This window comes from Janthinobacterium sp. UMAB-56, assembly GCF_900095265.1.
Classification (GTDB): domain Bacteria; phylum Pseudomonadota; class Gammaproteobacteria; order Burkholderiales; family Burkholderiaceae_D; genus Janthinobacterium.
The window spans coordinates 99230-117791 of sequence record NZ_LT607653.1 but is presented as its reverse complement, the minus strand read 5'-3'; the positions used below and the strand labels follow the sequence as shown (position 1 = coordinate 117791).

At 62.2% G+C, this 18562-nt stretch carries 17 protein-coding genes; 8 read left to right on the top strand and 9 right to left on the bottom strand.

What is annotated here, in order from left to right; genetic code table 11:
• The first annotated feature begins 165 nt into the window (after window positions 1-165).
• Window positions 166-1083 carry a LysR family transcriptional regulator gene (locus K0F85_RS06440; RefSeq protein WP_034778821.1) on the top strand — a complete coding sequence of 306 codons (918 nt, stop codon included), beginning with the start codon at window positions 166-168 and terminating at the stop codon, window positions 1081-1083.
• A 92-nt stretch (window positions 1084-1175) separates the two neighbouring features.
• Here the strand turns inward: K0F85_RS06440 and rsmA are convergent, their stop codons facing one another.
• From rsmA to K0F85_RS06420, 4 genes are all read right to left on the bottom strand, one after another.
• The gene (gene rsmA / locus K0F85_RS06435; protein ID WP_219115124.1) at window positions 1176-1955 is read right to left on the bottom strand and encodes a 16S rRNA (adenine(1518)-N(6)/adenine(1519)-N(6))-dimethyltransferase RsmA; all 780 of its coding nucleotides are present in this window, start codon (window positions 1953-1955) and stop codon (window positions 1176-1178) included.
• 51 nt (window positions 1956-2006) lie between these two features.
• Complete coding sequence (gene pdxA, locus K0F85_RS06430) at window positions 2007-3056, bottom strand: 4-hydroxythreonine-4-phosphate dehydrogenase PdxA (RefSeq protein ID WP_219115123.1); 1050 nt, start codon at window positions 3054-3056, stop codon at window positions 2007-2009.
• A 19-nt stretch (window positions 3057-3075) separates the two neighbouring features.
• Window positions 3076-4470, bottom strand: a complete 1395-nt coding sequence (locus K0F85_RS06425) for a peptidylprolyl isomerase (protein WP_257572576.1) — start codon at window positions 4468-4470, stop codon at window positions 3076-3078.
• A 103-nt stretch (window positions 4471-4573) separates the two neighbouring features.
• Window positions 4574-6820: an LPS-assembly protein LptD gene (locus K0F85_RS06420; RefSeq protein WP_219115120.1), complete on the bottom strand. Its 2247-nt coding sequence runs from the start codon at window positions 6818-6820 to the stop codon at window positions 4574-4576.
• Window positions 6821-6919: 99 nt separating this feature from the next.
• On the opposite strand from K0F85_RS06420, the gene K0F85_RS06415 reads away from it, so the two are divergent.
• The 5 genes from K0F85_RS06415 (at window position 6920) to K0F85_RS06395 (ending at window position 12310) form a co-directional block, all read left to right on the top strand.
• Window positions 6920-7987 (top strand): aminoglycoside phosphotransferase family protein, encoded by a 1068-nt coding sequence (locus tag K0F85_RS06415; protein ID WP_219115118.1) that lies wholly within the window; start codon window positions 6920-6922, stop codon window positions 7985-7987.
• A gap of 74 nt (window positions 7988-8061) precedes the next feature.
• Window positions 8062-8781, top strand: coding sequence for an N-acetylmuramate alpha-1-phosphate uridylyltransferase MurU (murU, locus tag K0F85_RS06410; protein WP_219115116.1), 720 nt, complete (start codon window positions 8062-8064; stop codon window positions 8779-8781).
• The gene (locus K0F85_RS06405; protein WP_219115593.1) at window positions 8781-10103 is read left to right on the top strand and encodes an aminopeptidase P N-terminal domain-containing protein; all 1323 of its coding nucleotides are present in this window, start codon (window positions 8781-8783) and stop codon (window positions 10101-10103) included. Before murU ends, K0F85_RS06405 begins: the two co-directional genes overlap by 1 nt.
• A gap of 9 nt (window positions 10104-10112) precedes the next feature.
• Window positions 10113-11255 carry a UbiH/UbiF/VisC/COQ6 family ubiquinone biosynthesis hydroxylase gene (locus K0F85_RS06400; RefSeq protein WP_219115114.1) on the top strand — a complete coding sequence of 381 codons (1143 nt, stop codon included), beginning with the start codon at window positions 10113-10115 and terminating at the stop codon, window positions 11253-11255.
• Window positions 11256-11365: 110 nt separating this feature from the next.
• The gene (locus tag K0F85_RS06395) at window positions 11366-12310 is read left to right on the top strand and encodes a sensor domain-containing diguanylate cyclase (RefSeq protein ID WP_219115113.1); all 945 of its coding nucleotides are present in this window, start codon (window positions 11366-11368) and stop codon (window positions 12308-12310) included.
• A 45-nt stretch (window positions 12311-12355) separates the two neighbouring features.
• Here K0F85_RS06395 and K0F85_RS06390 read toward each other — a convergent pair whose 3' ends face one another.
• Genes K0F85_RS06390 through K0F85_RS06380 form a run of 3 tightly spaced genes read right to left on the bottom strand, consistent with a single transcriptional unit; the run spans window position 12356 to window position 15270 of the window.
• Window positions 12356-13810 (bottom strand): NAD(P)(+) transhydrogenase (Re/Si-specific) subunit beta, encoded by a 1455-nt coding sequence (locus K0F85_RS06390; protein ID WP_219115592.1) that lies wholly within the window; start codon window positions 13808-13810, stop codon window positions 12356-12358.
• Between the two features lie 8 nt (window positions 13811-13818).
• Window positions 13819-14133: an NAD(P) transhydrogenase subunit alpha gene (locus tag K0F85_RS06385; protein ID WP_034778841.1), complete on the bottom strand. Its 315-nt coding sequence runs from the start codon at window positions 14131-14133 to the stop codon at window positions 13819-13821.
• 24 nt (window positions 14134-14157) lie between these two features.
• On the bottom strand, window positions 14158-15270 hold the full coding sequence (locus K0F85_RS06380) for a Re/Si-specific NAD(P)(+) transhydrogenase subunit alpha (RefSeq protein ID WP_219115112.1): 1113 nt from the start codon (window positions 15268-15270) through the stop codon (window positions 14158-14160).
• A gap of 411 nt (window positions 15271-15681) precedes the next feature.
• Between K0F85_RS06380 and K0F85_RS06375 the strand changes: the two genes are divergently transcribed.
• Together K0F85_RS06375 and mnmA are read left to right on the top strand one after the other, a co-directional pair.
• On the top strand, window positions 15682-16161 hold the full coding sequence (locus K0F85_RS06375) for an NUDIX hydrolase (protein ID WP_010401817.1): 480 nt from the start codon (window positions 15682-15684) through the stop codon (window positions 16159-16161).
• Window positions 16162-16192: 31 nt separating this feature from the next.
• On the top strand, window positions 16193-17314 hold the full coding sequence (gene mnmA / locus K0F85_RS06370) for a tRNA 2-thiouridine(34) synthase MnmA (protein ID WP_219115110.1): 1122 nt from the start codon (window positions 16193-16195) through the stop codon (window positions 17312-17314).
• Here mnmA and K0F85_RS06365 read toward each other — a convergent pair.
• Together K0F85_RS06365 and K0F85_RS06360 are read right to left on the bottom strand one after the other, a co-directional pair.
• On the bottom strand, window positions 17311-17715 hold the full coding sequence (locus tag K0F85_RS06365) for a response regulator (protein WP_219115591.1): 405 nt from the start codon (window positions 17713-17715) through the stop codon (window positions 17311-17313). The genes mnmA and K0F85_RS06365 overlap by 4 nt on opposite strands.
• Window positions 17716-17760: 45 nt before the next feature.
• The gene (locus K0F85_RS06360; RefSeq protein WP_219115108.1) at window positions 17761-18534 is read right to left on the bottom strand and encodes a 5'-3' exonuclease; all 774 of its coding nucleotides are present in this window, start codon (window positions 18532-18534) and stop codon (window positions 17761-17763) included.
• Window positions 18535-18562 lie beyond the last annotated feature (28 nt).

Genomic DNA, 18562 nt, shown 5'->3' with positions numbered 1-18562 from the left:
TTGCCTGGCGCGCCGCCGCGAGTAGCAGCACCGCATTCCAGGCTCTTCTCTTGAAGATTGTTGCCTTCAATGCAAGTAAAGACCAGTCCAGAATATGGTAAATTGCGGGATAAGAAAATTTGTTTATTTTTATAAATCCATTACTTTTTCTAATAAGCAAAGCCCATGCATGAACTCAGCAAGAAGATTTCCTTACGACATTTACAAGCGTTTGCCACCCTGGCCCGGGTAAACAGCTTCAGCAAGGCTGCACAGGAATTGTGCGTGACTCAGCCGGCCCTCAGCGCATCGATCAAGCTGCTGGAAAATCAGCTGGGAAAAAAGTTGTTTAACCGCACAACCCACCAGCTAGAACTGACACGCGAAGGCAAGCTGGCGCTCGATTACGCCACGCATTTATTGAATACGGCGAGCAATACCTTTGCCGATATCCAGCGCGCCATCGGCAGCGGCAGGCACCGCATCCGCATCGGCGCCATCCCCTCGGCCATGGCGATGACGGCCGTGGTGGTGGCGCGCTACTGCGAGCAGCATGGCGATGAAGTGGAAATCGTCCTGTCGGACATGCCCAACGATGGCTTGCTGCACGCCCTGCATTCGGGCCAGCTGGACTTTTGCGTGGGTATCGAGGTGCCCGGTTCCGTGTCGCTGGAAAGCGTGGGACTGTTCGAGGACGAGTTGGTGCTGGTGACGGCGGGACGCCATGCGCTGGCGCCGCTCAAGGAAGTGCGCTGGGAGCAGCTGGCGGGGCAGGAAATCGTCGTGTTTACCAAGGGCAGCATCTGGGAATTTGCTTCCAGCGCACTGCGCCAGCATGGCTTGAGCCCGTCGAGCCTGTACCAGATGATACACAGCGAGTCGCTGTATGGCGTGGTGCGCGCCGGCATCGCCGTGGGCATCATGCCCAGCCTGTACACGACTTTCCTCAACGACGAAGACCTGCACGTGGCGCCCCTGCGCCAGCCCACCTGCAAGCGCAAGATCGCCCTGATGCGGCGCAATGAAATCAGCCGCAACCACCATGTGGACGACTGCTTTTCCGCCCTGAGGCAGGATCTGCAGCAGGTCGACCAGTGGTTTTAAGTCAAACCAGCAATGCGGGGGTCAGCCCCCCGTTCGCGTCGACGCCTGCTCAGACGCTGCTGGTGGAGAGGGTCTGCCCCCAGCCCTTGCGATTACTGCGGTGCTTTGAGCAGATTCGCCAGCGCCACGTATTGCTCCAGCCCCACGGTTTCCGGCCGCTTGGTCGGGTCGATGCCGGCCGCCTTGATCTGCTCTTCCGTAAACATCCCTGCCAGGCAGTTGCGGATCACCTTGCGGCGCTGCGAGAAGGCTTTCATGACCACCGCTTCCAGGGTCGCCTGGTCGCACGCCAGGCGCTCGGCCACGGGGATCATGCGCACGATGGCCGATTCCACTTTCGGCGGCGGATCGAAGGCCGTCGGCGGCACGATGAACAGCAGCGACATGGTATAGCGCCATTGCAGCATCACGGACAGGCGGCCATACGCCTTGCTGCCCGGTTCGGCCACCATGCGCTCGACGACTTCCTTTTGCAGCATGAAATGCTGGTCTTTCACCAACGGCGCGAAGTCTGCCAGGTGGAACAGCAGCGGGCTGGAAATGTTGTACGGCAAGTTGCCCACGATGCGCAGCTTCTGGCCGGCCGGCACGGGAATTTGCGCAAAATCGAATTTCAGCGCGTCGCCCGAGTGTATCGTCAGCTTGGCAGGGTTGAAGGTCTTTTCCAGGCGCACGATCAGGTCGCGATCCAGTTCAACCACATGCATCTGCTTCAGGTGGCGCAGCAACTGCTCCGTCATGGCGCCCAGGCCGGGGCCGATCTCGACCATGGCATCGTCCGCCTGCGGCGCGATGGCGGCCGTGATGTCGTCCAGGACGAAGCGGTCATGCAGGAAGTTCTGGCCAAAGCGTTTGCGGGCAACGTGTTTCATATTCTGTTTTTCTATTCTAGGGGCGGTGTAGCGGGGTAAAACCGGTGGGTATCAGGCGCGCGTGCTGGCGCGCAGCATGCCGAGCGCCGTTTGCAGCGCCTGCTCCATGCTGTGGCAATCGGCCAGGCCCAGCCCTTGCGCGGCCAGGTCCAGCGCCGTGCCGTGGTCGACCGAGGTGCGGATCAGCGGCAAGCCCAGGGTGATATTGATGCCGCGCCCGAAGGTCGCGTATTTCAGCACGGGCAAGCCCTGGTCGTGGTACATCGCCAGCACGCAGTCGGCATCGGCCAGATACTTGTGCTGGAACAAGGTGTCGGCTGGGTACGGGCCGCGCGCATCGATGCCGCGCGCTTGCGCCGCCGCAATCGCCGGGGCGATGACATCGATTTCCTCGCGTCCCAGGTAGCCGCCCTCGCCCGCGTGCGGGTTCAGGCCAGTCACGAGGATGCGCGGCGCGGCGATGCCGAATTTCTGTTGCAAATCTCGCTGGAGAATATCCAGGGTGACGGCCAGGCTGTCCATGGTGATGGCAGCGGACACGTCCTTCAATGGCAGATGCGTGGTGGCCAGTGCCACGCGCAGGGTCGGTTCGCCATGTCCCGGTTCGCCGGCCAGCATCATCACCACCTGCGGCGTGCCGGTTTTTTCTGCCAGGTATTCCGTATGCCCGGAAAAAGCCACGCCTGCGTCGTTGATCGTGCTCTTTTGCAAGGGTGCCGTGACCATGGCGCCAAACCAGCCGGCTTCGATGCCTTCCACGGCCGCGTCCAGGGTCGCCAGCACGGAACGGGCATTTTCCTTGTCCAGCACGCCAGGGATGACATTGTTCACGGTCGGAATGTCGATCACGGCCAGGCGACCGGGTCCGAACTGGGGCAGGCCGCTGTTGCGCACGGCTTGCAGCGACAGCGCCGCCAGGCGGATGTCCGGATCGATCAGGCTGGCCGTCAGTGCCAGGAAGGCGGCGTCACCCAGCAGGATGACTGTGACCTCATGCCGCATGGCCCAGGCGGCGCGGATCGAAATTTCCGGGCCGACACCGGCCGGTTCGCCACAAGTGATGGCGATGGCCGGGCGGCCTGCAAGGGGCAAGTTACTCATGCGCAATGAATCAGCAGCATTACTGGTCGTCCGCGCGGAATTCGACGTAAGCACGGTCGCGTACTTCGCGCGCCCAGTTTTCAGTCGCTTCTTCCAGCTTGCGTTCGCGCAAGGCGTTGCGTGCGGCGGCGCGCTTTTTCTCTTTCGAGACGTCGTCGCTCTTGCGCTCCAGCACTTCGATCAGGTGAAAGCCAAAGCTCGATTCGATCGGCTGGCTCACTTCGCCCGGTTTCAGCGCATTCATCGCCGTTTCGAATTCCGGCACGGTGTCGCCTGGATACAGCCAGCCCAGGTCGCCGCCCTTGGCCGCCGAACCGTCGTTCGAGAACAAGCGGGCCAGGTCTTCGAACTTGGCGGCCTTGTTATCGAGACGCTCTTTCAATTCCAGCAATTTGCGCTTGGCTTCGGCAGCCGACAGGGTCGGCGTTATTTTCAGCAAGATATGGCGGGCATGCGTCTGCTGCACGGCAGCGACGGCTTGCGCCTCAGCCGCGCTGCGGCGGTCCACCAGTTTGAGGATGTGGAAACCGGTGTTGCTCTTGATGATAGGGGTGATCTGGCCCGGTTTCAGTTTCAGCAACTGTTCCGTGAACAGGGGCGGCACGCGGTCGCTATTGCGCCAGCCGATATCGCCGCCGCTCAGCGCATCGCTGGCGTCGGAATAGGTGGCGGCCATCTTGGCGAAATCGGCGCCCGTGCGCAGCTGGCGGCTGACTTCTTCGGCGCGTGCGCGGCGCGCGGCGATCTGTTCGGGACTGGAATTTTCCGGAATACGCACGAGAATTTGCGCCAGGTTCAGCTCCACCTGTTCGCTGGCAGCCGCTTTTTCCGCTTCCAGGAAGTTATCCACTTCGGAATCGGAAATCTGGATCTTGGCGTCGACCTCATGCTCGCGCAGGCGCTGCATGATGATTTCATCGCGGATTTCTTCGCGGAAGGTCGCAAACGGCGTGCCTTCTTTTTCCATCTGGTTACGCAGTTCTTGCACCGTCATTTTTTGCTGTTCAGCGATACGGCCAATCGCGCGGTCCAGCGTCAGGTCATCCACGCGCACGCCCATTTCCTTGGCCAGCTGCATTTGTGCGCGCTCCACAATCATGCGCTCCAGCAACTGACGACGCAGGTCGGCAGGATCGGGCAAGGGCACGTTCTGCGCCTTCATGCGCTGCTCCACGCTCTTGATGCGGGCCGCAACTTCATTACGCGTAATCACCTCGTCATTGACGACGACGGCGATGGAGTCGATGGTCTGGCCACTGCTCGAAGCCGGTGGCGTGAAGCCCTTGACCGGTGCTGGCGCAGTAGCAGCGGGCTTGGCCGCAGGAGCTGGCGCAGCCTGTTGCGCCCAGACACTACTGGTCGTGGCGCCGGAAATGGCGCACAACAAAACCGTTGCAATTTTGAGTTGGTGCATACTGGCATTACGCATAATGTGTAGAGCGCTCATGAGTTCAGGTGAATAAAAAAACCGGTTTGTGCCAGCGCCGGAAACACCGGCGGCGGCAACGGTGCCTATCTTAACGGAGTGGCTGGCTCACTGTCTGGTAACCAGGGATGGTTTTTGTAAAAGTTTCCAGGCCATTCGCGCCCAGCCCCAGGCCGTTCGACAAGCCCGTCAATTCCAGCTGGAAGAAGATCGGCGTCGAAACTGTCTTGGCCGTCGTCACGAAACGCTGCGCTCCCATGCGGAACACCCAGCAATCGCCCTTGTATTCCAGGCCGACCAGGCTTTCCAGCATGCTGCGATTCTTCAGGGAGTAACTGATACGGCCCACGCCATACAAACGGTCCGTCAGCGGCCATTGCGTCGACACTTCAGCATTGCGCCAACCATTATCCCCACGTTGGAAACGATTGCTGAAATTCAATACTTTCTTGGCACCTGGCTGATATTGCAGGGTGTAGTTGTAGTTTATCAACTGGCGATCGCTGGGATTGTACTGCACCAGGCTGTCGGCGGTCCAAGTCTCGGACACGCGGCCCGTTGCCGCCAGCAGGATATCCGAACGCGACTGGTTGACGGGCGTGGTTGAATTGAGTTGCACGCGCTGGTCGGCAAAATAGAAACGCTGGCCGAAGGTCAGGCGCATACGCTCCGTGCCGTCCGCCTGCAGAAAGCGCGAGACGACGGCGGCCGTGACCTGGTTGGCATCGCCGATGCGGTCGCTGCCGACAAAACGGTTTTCCGTGAAGATCTGCGTCAGGTTGAAGGTGCCGTCGGCCGTATCGAATTTCGGAAACTGCGACTGGTCGCGGTACGGCGTGTAGACATAGAACAGGCGCGGCTCCAGGGTTTGCGTGCCGCCCTTGGCGCCAAACAGATTCGTGTCGCGTTCAAACACCAGGCCGCTGTCGAGCGAGAAGGTAGGCACGGCGCGCGTAAACGAGGTCGTCTTGAACAGCAGCGCCTTGGTCCTGGCGTCATTATCCAGTTGATACGCGCTGGCATTGAGCATCAGCTTGGGCGTGATGAAATAACCAGGACGCACGATGGGGAAACTCACCTGCGGCACGACCACCAGGCGCGACCCTTGTACCTCGGTCGGATGCGCGAAGCGCGTCGCTTCCGCGTCGAAGGTCCAGTCGAAGCCGCCCCATACGTCGTATTTGCCAGCGTGGAAGTTCACCGCCGGCAAGCGGTCATACGGGCGCGGCACGGTCACCGAAGGATCGGGATCCTGCAGTACCTGGTAATTCTGCACGCGCGCCGTCAGGCTCCAGTCCTCGGTGCGGTAATCGGTGCGCAATTCGCGCAGCAACTGGCGTTCGGTGGCGGTGGCGACGGTTTTCGAAAAATCGTTCGGGTAATTATTGTCCGATGCGTCGCGCAAGTCCCAGCTGTAACTCCAGCCCTTGGCCAGCGCCTGCTCATGCTTGGACTTGATCATGTAGCGGTTGGTCTTGGTCTGCTTGTCGTTAGGCAAGAACTCAAACGACGTTTCGCCCTGGTACAGGCCGGCATCCGTCTCGCCCATGTAGCGGCCCGTCGCACCGAGCTGGATGCCGCGCCGCTGTATGTAGCGCGGGAACAGGGTCAGGTCGCGGTTCGGCGCGATGTTCAGGTAATACGGCATCAGCAGCTCGAAACCGTTCTTCGAGGCAAAGCCCGGCGTGGGCGCCAGCCAGCCCGAGCGGCGCGCACCCGACAGCGAAAACGAGATGCCTGGCGTACCCAGGATAGGCACGTCCTTGAAATAGATGATGGTCTTGCTGCCGGTGCCCACGTCGCGGCCCGTATCGAGGTTCAATGTGCTCGATTTCAGGTACCAGTCCGGATTCGGCCCTTCGCAGGTACTGTAAGTACCTTCGATGACATTGGCTTCGTCGGGGTTGATGAAGTCGACGCGCTCGGCCTTGCCCTGGCCGCCACCCACTTCGAAGCGGTACGTCGGGTTGAGCAGGAAACCCTTGCCGGTCTCCATGTTCAGCTTCAAGACGTCACCCGTGTAGTAATCGCCGAAACGCCACATCTTGATATGGCCCTCGGCATCGAACTCATCTTCAACTTGTTTGTAACAAGCTGTATCAGCGGTCATTTTTGTGGTTTTTCCCCGCTCAATCACGACATTTTGCTCGAGATTGATCTCCCTTTCCGGGCGTCCGTTCATGCTGTTCGCCGTCATGACGGTGGGCGCGTCGGGATCTTCCACATGAACCGGACGCGGTGCTTTCTGGGCGTGGACAGGCACCGCCGTGGCGGCAACGAGCGCGCTGATGGCGAAAGCCCAGCGCTGCGAAGGGGGGGAGGCCGAAAACCAGCTCATGAATTGGAAGGGGCAAGCACCATTGACAGGCGATTTTTTGATTTGAATCCCTTATTATATGGGAATCTGCACCATCAACCCGATTCCACAGGCCGCTTAATGTCATTCTCCCCCAATTCCCCTGCCGCGCCGGCCTCCGCCGACGCTCGCCTGACCCTGTTGAAAGCCTGGTTGGCCCCGCTGAACCTCGTTGCGCCCGATTCCGCCCGCCGCGCTTCGAGCGATGCGAGCTTTCGCCGCTACTACCGTCTCGATGTGCTGCCTGGCAATACAACCTTGCCAGGAAAGACACTGATCGCCATGGATGCGCCGCCCGAGCGCGAAAACGTGCCCGCCTTTGTCAAGGTGGCAGGCTTGCTGAAAGGCGCCGGCGTGTCCGTGCCCGAGATCATCGCGCAAGACCTGGACAACGGCTTCCTGCTACTCTCCGACCTGGGCACGACCACCTACCTCGATGCCCTGAATCACGACAATGCCAGCGTGCTGTACGCCGAAGCGCTCGAGTCGCTGATGAAAATCCAGCTGGCCAGCCAACCCGACGTCTTGCCCGAATTCGACCGCGCCTTCATCCTGCGCGAAATGAATCTGTTCCCGGAATGGTTTATTGGCAAGCACCTGGGCGCCAGCTTGACGGATGTGCAACAAACCCAGCTGGACAAGGTCTTCGAAGCCATCACGGCGAACATCTTGTCGCAGCAACAAGTATTCATGCACCGCGATTATCATTCGCGCAATTTGATGCACATCAACGATGGTTCCATCCCCAATCCCGGCATCCTCGACTTCCAGGACGCCGTCTTCGGTCCCGTCACCTACGACATCGCCTCGCTGCTGCGCGACGCGTATATACAATGGGATGAAGAACTGGTGCTCGACTGGGTGATCCGCTACTGGCAGCGCGCCAAGCAGCTGGGCTTGCCAGTCAATCCCGACATCGACGCCTTCTACCGCGACTTCGAATTCACGGCCCTGCAGCGCCACCTGAAAATTCTCGGCCTGTTCGCGCGCCTGAATTACCGCGACGGCAAAGATCTGTACATGGGCGACCTGCCAACCGTGCTCGACTATGTGCGCAAGACAGCCAACCGCTATACGGAACTCAAGCCGCTGGTGCGTCTGCTCGATGCGCTGGAAAATAAAACGCCGCAAGTCGGCTACACTTTTTAATCAGCGCACCTGATCCGTCCGCTGTGGGGCCCCGGCCCCACCTTTCACTTATTGCACAGAAAACGAGTTCCACCATGAAAGCCATGATCTTTGCCGCAGGCCGTGGTGAACGGATGCGTCCGCTTACCGATACCTGTCCCAAACCGCTGCTGAAAGTGCGCGGCCGTCCGCTGATCGTCTGGCATGTGCTGAATCTGGTGCGCGCCGGCATCACGGACATCGTCATCAACCATTCCCACCTGGGCCATCTGATCGAGGAAACCCTGGGCGATGGCAGCGCGTATGGCGCGCGCATCGCGTACTCGCCAGAAAGCACGCCGCTGGAAACGGCGGGCGGCATCGCCCAGGCGCGCCACTTGCTGGGCGAGGAACCGTTCCTGGCCATTTCCGGCGACATCTATTGCCCCTACTTTGATTTCAAGCAGGTGCTCGACGTACTGGCCGACAAGGATGTGCTGGGCACGCCGTATCCGGCCGACCAGCGCGACATCGCCTGGACTTATCTGGTGCCCAATCCCGACTTCCACCCCAAGGGCGACTTCGGCCTGACCTTGTTCGCCATCAACAATACCGACGAAACCAAATGGACCTTCGCCAATATCGGCGTGTACCGCCCTGAAATGTTCGACGGCATCGCGCCCGGCAGCCACGCCAAACTGGGCGATTTGCTGCGCCAGTATGCGGACCAGGGCCGCGTCGGTGGCGAAATCTATCCGGGCGAATGGACGAATGTGGGCACACCCATGCAGCTCGACGCGCTCAATGGCGTAGCGGCCAAGGCCAGCGCAACATGATGGCCAATTACGCGGCACGGCGTGCGGCGCTGCTGGCGCAGATGCTGCCGGGCAGCGTGGCCATCCTCGCCACGGCGCCCGAAGTGCCACGCAACAGCGATTGCGATTATCCGTATCGCCACGACAGCTATTTTTACTACCTCAGCGGTTTCACGGAACCCGACAGCGCCGTGGCCCTCGTGGCCGCCAGTGCCACGGCGCCCGCGCGCGCCATCCTGTTTTGCCGCGCCAAGAACACGGAGCGCGAAATCTGGGACGGTTTCCGCCACGGCCCCGAGGCGGCGCGCGCCAGCTTCGGCTTTGACAGCGCCTTCCCCATTGAAGAACTTGACGTGGAAATGACGCGCCTGCTGGCCGATGCCCCCGCCATTTACTATGCACTGGGCGGCAGCCTCGATGCGCAGGTCAAGGTCTGGCGGCACAACGTGCGGCAAAAGGCCCGCAGCGGCGTCACGGCCCCCGCCATCGCGCATGACATAGCCGGCATGCTCGACACCATGCGCCTGCTGAAAGACCCGCAGGAACAAGGCCTGATGCGCCGCGCGGCCGCCATTTCCAGCGCCGCCCACGTGCGCGCCATGCGCGCCACGCAGCCCGGCATGCACGAATACGCGCTGGAAGCGGAACTGCTGTACGAATTCCGGCGCAGCGGCGCGCAGTTTCCCGCGTACTCCTCCATCGTGGCCGGCGGCGACAAGGCCTGCATCCTGCATTACAGCGCCAACAACGCCGTCCTGCAAGACGGCCAACTGGTGCTGATCGACGCCGGCTGCGAACTCGATGGCTACGCCTCCGACATCACGCGCACCTGGCCCGTCAACGGGCGTTTCAGCGGCCCGCAGCGGGCGCTGTATGAACTGGTGCTGGCGGCGCAACAGGCGGCGCTGGACATGGTGCGCCCCGGCTTGCCGCACAGTGCCATCCACGAGGCGGCCGTGCAGGTACTGGCGCAGGGCATGCTGGATTTGAAACTGCTGGAGCGGCAAAAAAACGGCAGCGTGCAGGACGTCATCGCCGACAAGGCGTATATGCCCTTCTACATGCACGGCACCAGCCACTGGCTGGGCATGGACGTGCACGACGTGGGCGCCTACCGCGACACGGGCGCGCCCGGCAAGCCGTGGCGCGCGCTCGAAGCGGGCATGGTGCTGACGGTGGAACCGGGCATCTATGTGCGCCCGGGCGCGGGCGTGCCGGAGCAGTTCTGGCATACCGGCATCCGCATCGAAGACGATGTGCTGGTCACGCCGCAAGGCCATGAAGTCTTCAGCACGGCGCCCAAAAGCGTCGCTGAAATCGAACAACTGATGTCACAGGATTAACGCCGCCGCATGCATACACCGTCCACTTTCGATCTCGCCATCTGCGGCGCCGGCCCCGTCGGCATGGCGCTGGCCGCCCTGCTGGTGCAGCGGGGCGCACGCGCCGCCGGCATCGCCTTGCTCGATGCCAAATCCATCGAGCATGCCCGGCGCGACCCGCGCACCATCGCCCTGTCGCACGGCAGCCGCCAGATTCTCGAAGAGGCGGGCGCCTGGCCCGTGGCAGCGACCCCAATTCACCAGATTCACGTCTCGCGCCGCGGCCGGTTCGGACGCAGCCTGATGGACCGCAGCGAGCATGGCGTCGAGGCGCTCGGTTATGTGGCGCGCTACGGCGCCGTCGTCAGCGCGCTGGCCGACGTGTGCGAGCGCCTGGGCGTGGCCAGCCTGCGCCCGGCCCTGGTCACTGGCAGTGCGGAGGATGCCGATGGCGTCAACGTGCAGCTCGAACAGGCCGGTGCCGCGTCGAGCTTGCGCGCCAGCCTGCTGGTGCAAGCCGAGGGCGGCCTGTTCGGCCAACAGCAGGAGCGCGCCGTCAGCCGCGATTATGGCCAAAGCGCCATCATCGCCCATGTGCGCGCAAGCAGTCCCATCGCCCATCGCGCCTACGAGCGCTTCACCGACGAAGGCCCGCTGGCCCTGCTGCCGCAGGACGACGGCTACGCGCTGGTGTGGTGCGTGCCCCCCACGCGGGCCGAACAATTGCTGGCGCTGGACGACGCTGCCTTCCTGGCGCGCCTGGGCGCCGCCTTCGGCAGCCGCCTGGGACGCTTTAGCCACACGACGACGCGCCTGGCCTATCCGCTGGGCCTGAACGCGCAGGCGGGCGGCACGGCACGCACGGTCGCCATCGGCAATGCGGCGCAAACCCTGCACCCGGTGGCGGGACAGGGGCTGAACCTGGGCTTGCGCGACGCCGCCGTGCTGGCCCGCGTGCTGGCGCAGGACAGCAGCCCCGCAGCGCTGGAACGCTATGCCAGCCTGCGCCAGGCCGACCGGGCTCTGACCGTGCGCGTCACCGACACCATGGCGCGCATCTTCACGGGCAGCGCGCCCACGCAAGGCTTGCTGGGCGTGTCGCTGGGCCTGCTGGACGCCTTCAGCCCGGCACGCAAAAGCCTGGCCACCCTGATGATGTACGGCCGCCGCTGAGCCTCAGTCATCAAGGAACGAGCGAAAAAGAAACAGCGAACCGATCCGGCATGGAGTAAACGGCCCGCGGATGCGACAATGGCTGTCACCTGGTTTTTGGCGACCGTTCCATGACAGATGCATTGCACGCAGCACCGCCTGCCGCCCTACCCGAAGTACTCTTTTCCCGCCTGCTGGAAGACGCCCTCGACGCCATCATCATCATCGACGAGCAGTGCCGCATCCGCTATATCAATGGCGCCATGCAGGCGCTGTCGGGCTATGCCAGCGGAGAATTGCTGGGCCAGACACTGAACGGCCTGCTGCCCGACGCCGTCGGCGCGCAGCATGACAAGCACGTGATCGATTACATCCGCAGCTCGCGCACCTCCAGCGTGCTGGGCAAGATACGCGAATTCGCCATCCGCCACCGCGACACGCAAATGATCCCCATCGAAATGAAGGCGCTGGACCTGGGCGTGGTCGACGGCATGCGTTATTTCGGCGCCTTTTTGCTCGACGTGCGCGAACGGCGCGAACTAGCGGCAAAAAACGCCAGCCTGCTGGCGCAGCTGGAACAGCAGGCGCTGCACGATGCGCTGACGTCGCTGCCCAACCGGCGCGCCTATGAGGCGCAGGCCGCGCAGGCGATGGCACGCGCGGCGCGCAGCGGCGCCGCCCTGAGCGTGGGCGTGGCCGACCTCGACCACTTTAAAAAGATCAACGACCGCTATGGCCATGCCGTGGGCGACGCCGTGCTGCGCACGGTGGCGCAGGCGCTGCGCGACACGGGACGCATCACCGACGTGGCGGCGCGCCTCGGTGGCGAGGAATTCGGCCTGCTCTTCCCGGACGCGACCTTGCAGCAGGCACACCAGGTGGCCGAGCGCATCCGCGCAGCGGTGGCCGCCGCCATCACCCCCTTGCCCGATGGCAGCCCGCTGCACGTCACCATCAGCATCGGCGTGGCCCCGTTGATCGCCGGCGCCAGCCTGGACGCGGCCATGTCGGATGCCGACAAGGCCCTGTATGTCGCCAAGCACCAGGGGCGCAACCAGGTGGTGGCGGCAGAATAAAAACGGCCCGCGCAAGGCGGGCCGTCCGGCAGGAGCAAGCAGCGTTTATTCGATGGCTTTCAACATATCCTCGATCACCTTCTTGGCGTCACCAAACACCATCATCGTATTTGGCTGGTAGAACAGATCGTTGTCGAGGCCAGCATAGCCGGAGGCCATCGAGCGCTTGTTGACGATGATGCTCTTGGCTTTATAGGCTTCCAGGATCGGCATGCCGGCGATCGGCGATTTCGGGTCTTTCGCCGCCGGATTGACCACGTCGTTCGCGCCCAGCACCAGCACGACGTCCGTCTGGCCGAATTCGCCGTTGATGTCTTCCATCTCGAAGACCTGGTCATAGGGCACTTCCGCCTCGGCCAGCAGCACGTTCATGTGGCCCGGCATGCGCCCCGCCACCGGGTGGATTGCATACTTGACGGTAATGCCCTTGTGCGTGAGCTTTTCCACCAGTTCCTTGAGCGAGTGCTGTGCACGCGCCACGGCCAGGCCGTAGCCGGGCACGATGATGACGGTTTCCGCATTGCCCATGATGAAGGCGGCGTCGTCGGCAGAACCCGATTTTACGGGACGCTGTTCCTGCGCGCCCGCCACGCCGGCGGCCGGTGCATCGCCGCCGAAGCCGCCGAGGATGACGTTGAAGAACGAACGGTTCATGGCCTTGCACATGATGTACGAGAGGATCGCGCCCGAGGACCCCACGAGCGAGCCGGCGATGATCAGCATCGAGTTATTCAGCGAAAAACCGATACCTGCCGCTGCCCAGCCAGAGTAACTGTTGAGCATGGACACCACCACCGGCATGTCGGCGCCGCCGATGGGAATGATGATCAGCACGCCCAGCGCAAAGGCGATGACGGTCATGACGATGAACGGCGTCCAGGCAGGCTCCACGCCGTCGGCGAAGCAGAACACCAGGCCCAGCGCGATCATCACCAGCGCCAGCACCAGGTTGAGCATGTGCTGGCCCTTGAAGCTGACGGGCGCGCCCTGGAACAGGCGGAACTTGTATTTGCCCGACAGCTTGCCGAAGGCGATCACCGAACCGGAGAACGTGATGGCGCCGACAAAGGTGCCGATGAACAGCTCGAAGCGGTTACCGATGGGCAGCGCCTGGCCTTGCTGGGCGATATTGAAGGCCCATGGCTCGGATACGGCCGCCACGGCGATGCACACGGCCGCCAGGCCGATCAGCGAGTGCATGGCCGCCACCAGTTCCGGCATCTTCGTCATTTCCACGGTTTTTGCCAGGTAGGCGCCGATGGCGCCGCCCGTGACGATGCCGATGATGACGAGGGTCAGGCCCATGCCGCCCGTTTGCTGCTCCTTCAGTTTCAGGATCAGCGCCACGGTGGTCACGGCGGCAATGGCCATGCCGCTCATGCCAAAGGCATTGCCGCGGCGTGCCGTCGAGGGCGACGACAGCCCTTTCAAGGCCTGGATGAAGCACACCGAGGCAATCAGGTACATCATCGTCACCAGATTCATGGTGACGAAGCTCATGGCGTGACTCATTCTTTTGCTCCTTGCTTGGCTTTCGGTTCTTTTTTGCGGAACATCTCGAGCATGCGCTGCGTGACAAGGAAGCCGCCGAATACGTTGACGGCGGCCAGGGCCACGGCCAGGGTGCCGGCCGCCTGCGCCAGCGGGCCTTGCGTCAGGCCGGCAGCCAGCATGGCGCCGACGATGATGATGGCGGAAATGGCATTGGTGACGGCCATCAGCGGCGTATGCAGCGCCGGCGTGACGGTCCAGACGACGTGGTAGCCGACATAAATGGCCAGCACGAAGATGATCAGGTTAATGATGGTGTGACTGATTTCCATGATGTTGTTCTCTCCGGCACCGCATTATTTACGTAAGATTTCACTGCCTGCACACACCAGGCTGGCCTTGATGATTTCATCCTCGCGGTCGATCAGCAATTGATCGTCCTTGTCGATGATGAGCTTTAAAAAGTCCAGCACGTTGCGCGCATACAGGGCCGAGGCATCGGCCGCCACCAGGGTCGCCAGGTTCGGCTCGCCCACGATATAGACGCCGTGCTTGAGCACTGTCTTGCCCAGTTCCGAGAGCGGGCAGTTGCCGCCCTGCTCCACGGCCAGGTCGACGATGACGGAGCCCGGCTTCATGGCTTTCACCGTCTCTTCGGAGATCAGCACGGGCGCGGCGCGGCCGGGAATCAGTGCCGTGGTGATGATGATGTCGGCCAGTTTTGCCCGTTCATGCACCAGTTCGGCCTGGCGGCGCATCCAGTCGGCCGGCATGGCGCGCGCATAGCCGCCCGCGCCCTTGGCGATTTCCTTTTCTTCCTCGGTGAGAAATGGCACATCGAGGAATTTGGCGCCCAAGGACTCCACTTGTTCCTTGACGGGCGGGCGCACGTCGGACGCCTCGATGACGGCGCCCAGGCGCTTGGCCGTGGCGATCGCCTGCAAACCTGCCACGCCCACACCCATGATCAGCACGCGGGCCGCCTTGACGGTGCCGGCCGCCGTCATCAGCATGGGCATGAAACGCTGGTAGGTATTGGCCGCCACCAGCACGGCCTTGTAACCGGCGATGTTCGCTTGCGACGACAGCACGTCCATCGACTGTGCGCGCGTGATGCGCGGCACGGCTTCCAGCGCGAAGGCGGACAGGCCGGCCGAGGCCATGGCGGCGATATTATCCGCGTCAAACGGATTCAACATGCCGATCAGCACCGTGCCGTCGGCCATCAGGGCCCGTTCCCCGGCATCGGGCGCGCGCACCTTGAGCACGATGGCGCAGCCATAGGCTTCCTGGGCGGTACCGATCTGTGCACCGGCGGCCGCATACGCGTCGTCGGGAATCGAGGCTTGCAAGCCCGCGCCCGACTGCACGACGATCTGATGCTTGGCTGCCAGCTTCTTGACTGTCTCGGGCGTCGCTGCCACCCGCGTTTCACCAGGCCGTGTTTCGGCCGGTATGCCTATCCTCATGATGCCTCCGCTAATTGATAAACTGACTAGAATCTAACACGGAAAGCAGCGCGTTAAACGTTTGTGATCCAGCAACTTTTAGTCGTACGACACTAATTGCCTCAGCATCCCACGATTCGTTTCACGATGCGGCGCGGCGCCCATATTGTGGGAAAGGTGTGTCAATTTCACCACAGTCTGGCAAAACTGCGCGCTTGTTTTGACCACAGGGAAAGCCTATATTAGCGGGCGCTTCCTGCCATCTTGCCGCCTCAGCCCCCATGCTAGTGCGCTCCCCGGGAAAGACGTAAGTATCCCCACCGCTATTTGCTAAAACGTTGTCATTTATCAATATCTCCGCGCAACAGAAGGCCGGGTTCAAACCGCGCGCGCAGAACAAGATAAAATGTCGGCTCTTTCAAGGATGGAATCATGCCGAGAATCTGGAAACCCTCTGTCACCGTTGCTGCCATCGTCGAGCGCGACGGCCTGTTTTTACTGATTGAAGAAGAGACCAGCGAAGGCATCAAGCTCAACCAACCCGCCGGTCATCTCGACCCGTTCGAGTCGCTGGAGCAGGCGGTGATCCGCGAAACGCTGGAAGAAGCGGCCTACGATTTCATCCCCACGGCATTGGTCGGCATGTATATGTCGCGCTATCAGTCATTGCGCACGGGCGAGGACGTGACCTATTTGCGCTTCACCTTTTGCGGCACGGCCGGCGCCGAGCATGACCGCCCGCTGGACGAAGGCATCATCCGCACCCTGTGGATGACGCGCGACGAGCTGGCGGCATGCCAGGAGCGCCACCGCAGTCCGCTGGTGCTGCAATGCGTGGACGAATACCTGGCTGGCCGGCGCGCGCCGCTGGCCCTGCTGCACACGCATGCGTCGGTTTTTAATAGCGCATAGCAATATTATCTAAAGTACACTGGAAAGCAAGATGAGCAAGAAGAAAGTCGTTATCGGCATGTCGGGCGGGGTCGATTCCTCGGTCGCGGCATGGATGCTGAAGGAACAAGGCTATGAAGTCATCGGCCTGTTCATGAAAAACTGGGAAGATGACGACGATTCGGAATACTGCTCCACGCGCCAGGACTGGATCGACGCGGCCAGCGTGGCCGACGTTATCGGCGTTGATATCGAAGCCGTCAATTTCGCCTCCGAATACAAGGACCGCGTGTTCGCCGATTTTTTGCGCGAATACCAGGCCGGCCGCACGCCGAACCCGGACGTGCTGTGCAACGCCGAAATCAAGTTCAAGGCATTTCTTGACCACGCCATGACCCTGGGCGCCGACCTGATCGCCACCGGCCATTACGCGCGCGTGCGCCAGGCACCCACCGATGCGGGTCGTTATGAATTGCTCAAAGCCGTCGATGCCAGCAAGGACCAAAGCTACTTCCTGCACCGTTTAAATCAGGCGCAATTGTCGAAAACCCTGTTTCCGCTCGGCGAAATCCCGAAGACGCAAGTGCGCAAGATCGCCGAGCAGCTGGCCCTGCCAAACGCGCAAAAGAAAGACTCGACGGGCATCTGCTTCATTGGCGAACGCCCGTTCCGCGAATTTTTGAACCGCTACCTGTCCTACAAGCCGGGGCCCATGAAAACGGCCGATGGCAAGACGGTAGGCGAACACGTGGGACTGAGTTTTTACACCCTGGGCCAGCGCAAGGGCATCGGCATCGGCGGCGTGAAGTCCTACCAGAACGCCGACGGCAGCAGCGACGCCTGGTATGTGGCGCGCAAGGATATCGCCAACAATACCCTGTGGGTGGTGCAGGGCCATGACCACCCGTGGCTGCTCTCGCCCGCCTTGACGGCCGACCAGGCCAGCTGGGTCGCCGGTACTGCGCCGCAAGCGGGCGCCCTGTCCGCCAAGACGCGCTACCGCCAGGCCGACGTGGCTTGCCAGCTGCTGCCCGATGGCGATGCACACTTCTGCCTGGCGTTTGACCAGGCGCAATGGGCCGTCACGCCCGGCCAGTCGGCCGTGCTGTATGACGGCGATGTGTGTCTGGGTGGCGGGATTATCGCCAGCGCGACGGGCCTGGCCGGCGCCTAAGTCTTGCCCTGCGCGGCGGCGAGTGCCTGCTGCTTGCGCACCATGGCAATGACCGTATTGCGCACGGTTTTCAGCACCGTGTCGGCCATGAAGGGTTTCACGATGAAGCCCGACACGCCCATCGCGTGGGCCGCCTGCAGCGAGGCGGCGTCGATGCCGCCAGAGACCATGAAGATGAGCGTCTTCGGATACTGGGCGCGGATGGTTTGCACCACATTGGTCCCGTCTTCCACCTGTTCGCGCGCGATGCACACGAAATGCGGGTGGTGCTTGACCAGCAGCGCCAGCCCCAGCGTGCTGGTATGCGTCTGCCCGCAGACATCGTAGCCGCCATCGGTCAGGACCGTGTTCAGCAGGCCGCGCGCCACGGCGCTGCTATCGATCAGGACTGTCTTTAACATCATGATTACTTCCCTTGCTTGATTGTTCTTGTCTTGCGTTGCGCCTTACTTTTCCCATACGAGCTTGTTCCAGGTCACGCCTAAAGTCACGTCCGTCTTGAGTTCCACTAACTTTCTTGAAAGATACAGTATTTCCCGCTCTCTTCGCAGGCTTTCGCCCAGCGCACCCGGTAAAATGCCCGCGCCGGCCATCACGGCGTCGATATTGCCGTAGGCGCGCAACAGTTTCGCGCCCGTCTTCAGGCCGATCTTCGACACGCCGGGGATGCTGTCGGTGACGTCGCCCATCAGCGCCAGCAGATCGGGCAGCAGTTCCGGCGGCACGCCGAACTTTTTCTCGACCCAGGCGTGATCGTGCCAGACACCCTTGAAATGGTCCCACACCAGCGCGCCATGGGCGATCAGTCCATGCAAATCCTTGTCGGTGGTGGCGATGACGGCCGCGCCGCGCCCCTCGTGCAGCCAGCGCATGACGGCCGTGCCGATCACGTCGTCGGCCTCGACCTCGGGAATGCTGACCACGTGCATGCCGAAGCTGGCCAGGGTGGCATAGAAGCCGGGCAAGGCGTCGCGCAGCACCTGCGGCATGGGCTGGCGCCCTTCGCGATAACCGGCGTACAGCGCGTGGCGCCAGGTGGGGCCGCCGAAGTCGAAGGCCGGCAGGATATGCGTCGGCTCGTGGTCGTTGATGAGCGTGCGGAACGACGACAGCGCATGGCGCAGCGCAATCTCCGCCTTCAGGTCGGAATCGGGTTCAGGACTGGCTTCGTAGACGCGGCGTACGATATTCAAGCCGTCGATAGCGAGGAGTCTGGCCATGCGGTTAGTCGATACTGGTTGAATCGGG

Excerpts from the sequence above, each read along its gene's own strand:
- K0F85_RS06440 (WP_034778821.1), top strand. The coding sequence starts at position 166 with ATGCATGAACTCAGCAAGAAGATTTCCTTACGACATTTACAAGCGTTT.
- rsmA (WP_219115124.1), bottom strand. The coding sequence starts at position 1,955 with ATGAAACACGTTGCCCGCAAACGCTTTGGCCAGAACTTCCTGCATGAC.
- pdxA (WP_219115123.1), bottom strand. The coding sequence starts at position 3,056 with ATGAGTAACTTGCCCCTTGCAGGCCGCCCGGCCATCGCCATCACTTGT.
- K0F85_RS06425 (WP_257572576.1), bottom strand. The coding sequence starts at position 4,470 with ATGCACCAACTCAAAATTGCAACGGTTTTGTTGTGCGCCATTTCCGGC.
- K0F85_RS06420 (WP_219115120.1), bottom strand. The coding sequence starts at position 6,820 with ATGAGCTGGTTTTCGGCCTCCCCCCCTTCGCAGCGCTGGGCTTTCGCC.
- K0F85_RS06415 (WP_219115118.1), top strand. The coding sequence starts at position 6,920 with ATGTCATTCTCCCCCAATTCCCCTGCCGCGCCGGCCTCCGCCGACGCT.
- murU (WP_219115116.1), top strand. The coding sequence starts at position 8,062 with ATGAAAGCCATGATCTTTGCCGCAGGCCGTGGTGAACGGATGCGTCCG.
- K0F85_RS06405 (WP_219115593.1), top strand. The coding sequence starts at position 8,781 with ATGGCCAATTACGCGGCACGGCGTGCGGCGCTGCTGGCGCAGATGCTG.
- K0F85_RS06400 (WP_219115114.1), top strand. The coding sequence starts at position 10,113 with ATGCATACACCGTCCACTTTCGATCTCGCCATCTGCGGCGCCGGCCCC.
- K0F85_RS06395 (WP_219115113.1), top strand. The coding sequence starts at position 11,366 with ATGACAGATGCATTGCACGCAGCACCGCCTGCCGCCCTACCCGAAGTA.
- K0F85_RS06390 (WP_219115592.1), bottom strand. The coding sequence starts at position 13,810 with ATGAGCTTCGTCACCATGAATCTGGTGACGATGATGTACCTGATTGCC.
- K0F85_RS06385 (WP_034778841.1), bottom strand. The coding sequence starts at position 14,133 with ATGGAAATCAGTCACACCATCATTAACCTGATCATCTTCGTGCTGGCC.
- K0F85_RS06380 (WP_219115112.1), bottom strand. The coding sequence starts at position 15,270 with ATGAGGATAGGCATACCGGCCGAAACACGGCCTGGTGAAACGCGGGTG.
- K0F85_RS06375 (WP_010401817.1), top strand. The coding sequence starts at position 15,682 with ATGCCGAGAATCTGGAAACCCTCTGTCACCGTTGCTGCCATCGTCGAG.
- mnmA (WP_219115110.1), top strand. The coding sequence starts at position 16,193 with ATGAGCAAGAAGAAAGTCGTTATCGGCATGTCGGGCGGGGTCGATTCC.
- K0F85_RS06365 (WP_219115591.1), bottom strand. The coding sequence starts at position 17,715 with ATGTTAAAGACAGTCCTGATCGATAGCAGCGCCGTGGCGCGCGGCCTG.
- K0F85_RS06360 (WP_219115108.1), bottom strand. The coding sequence starts at position 18,534 with ATGGCCAGACTCCTCGCTATCGACGGCTTGAATATCGTACGCCGCGTC.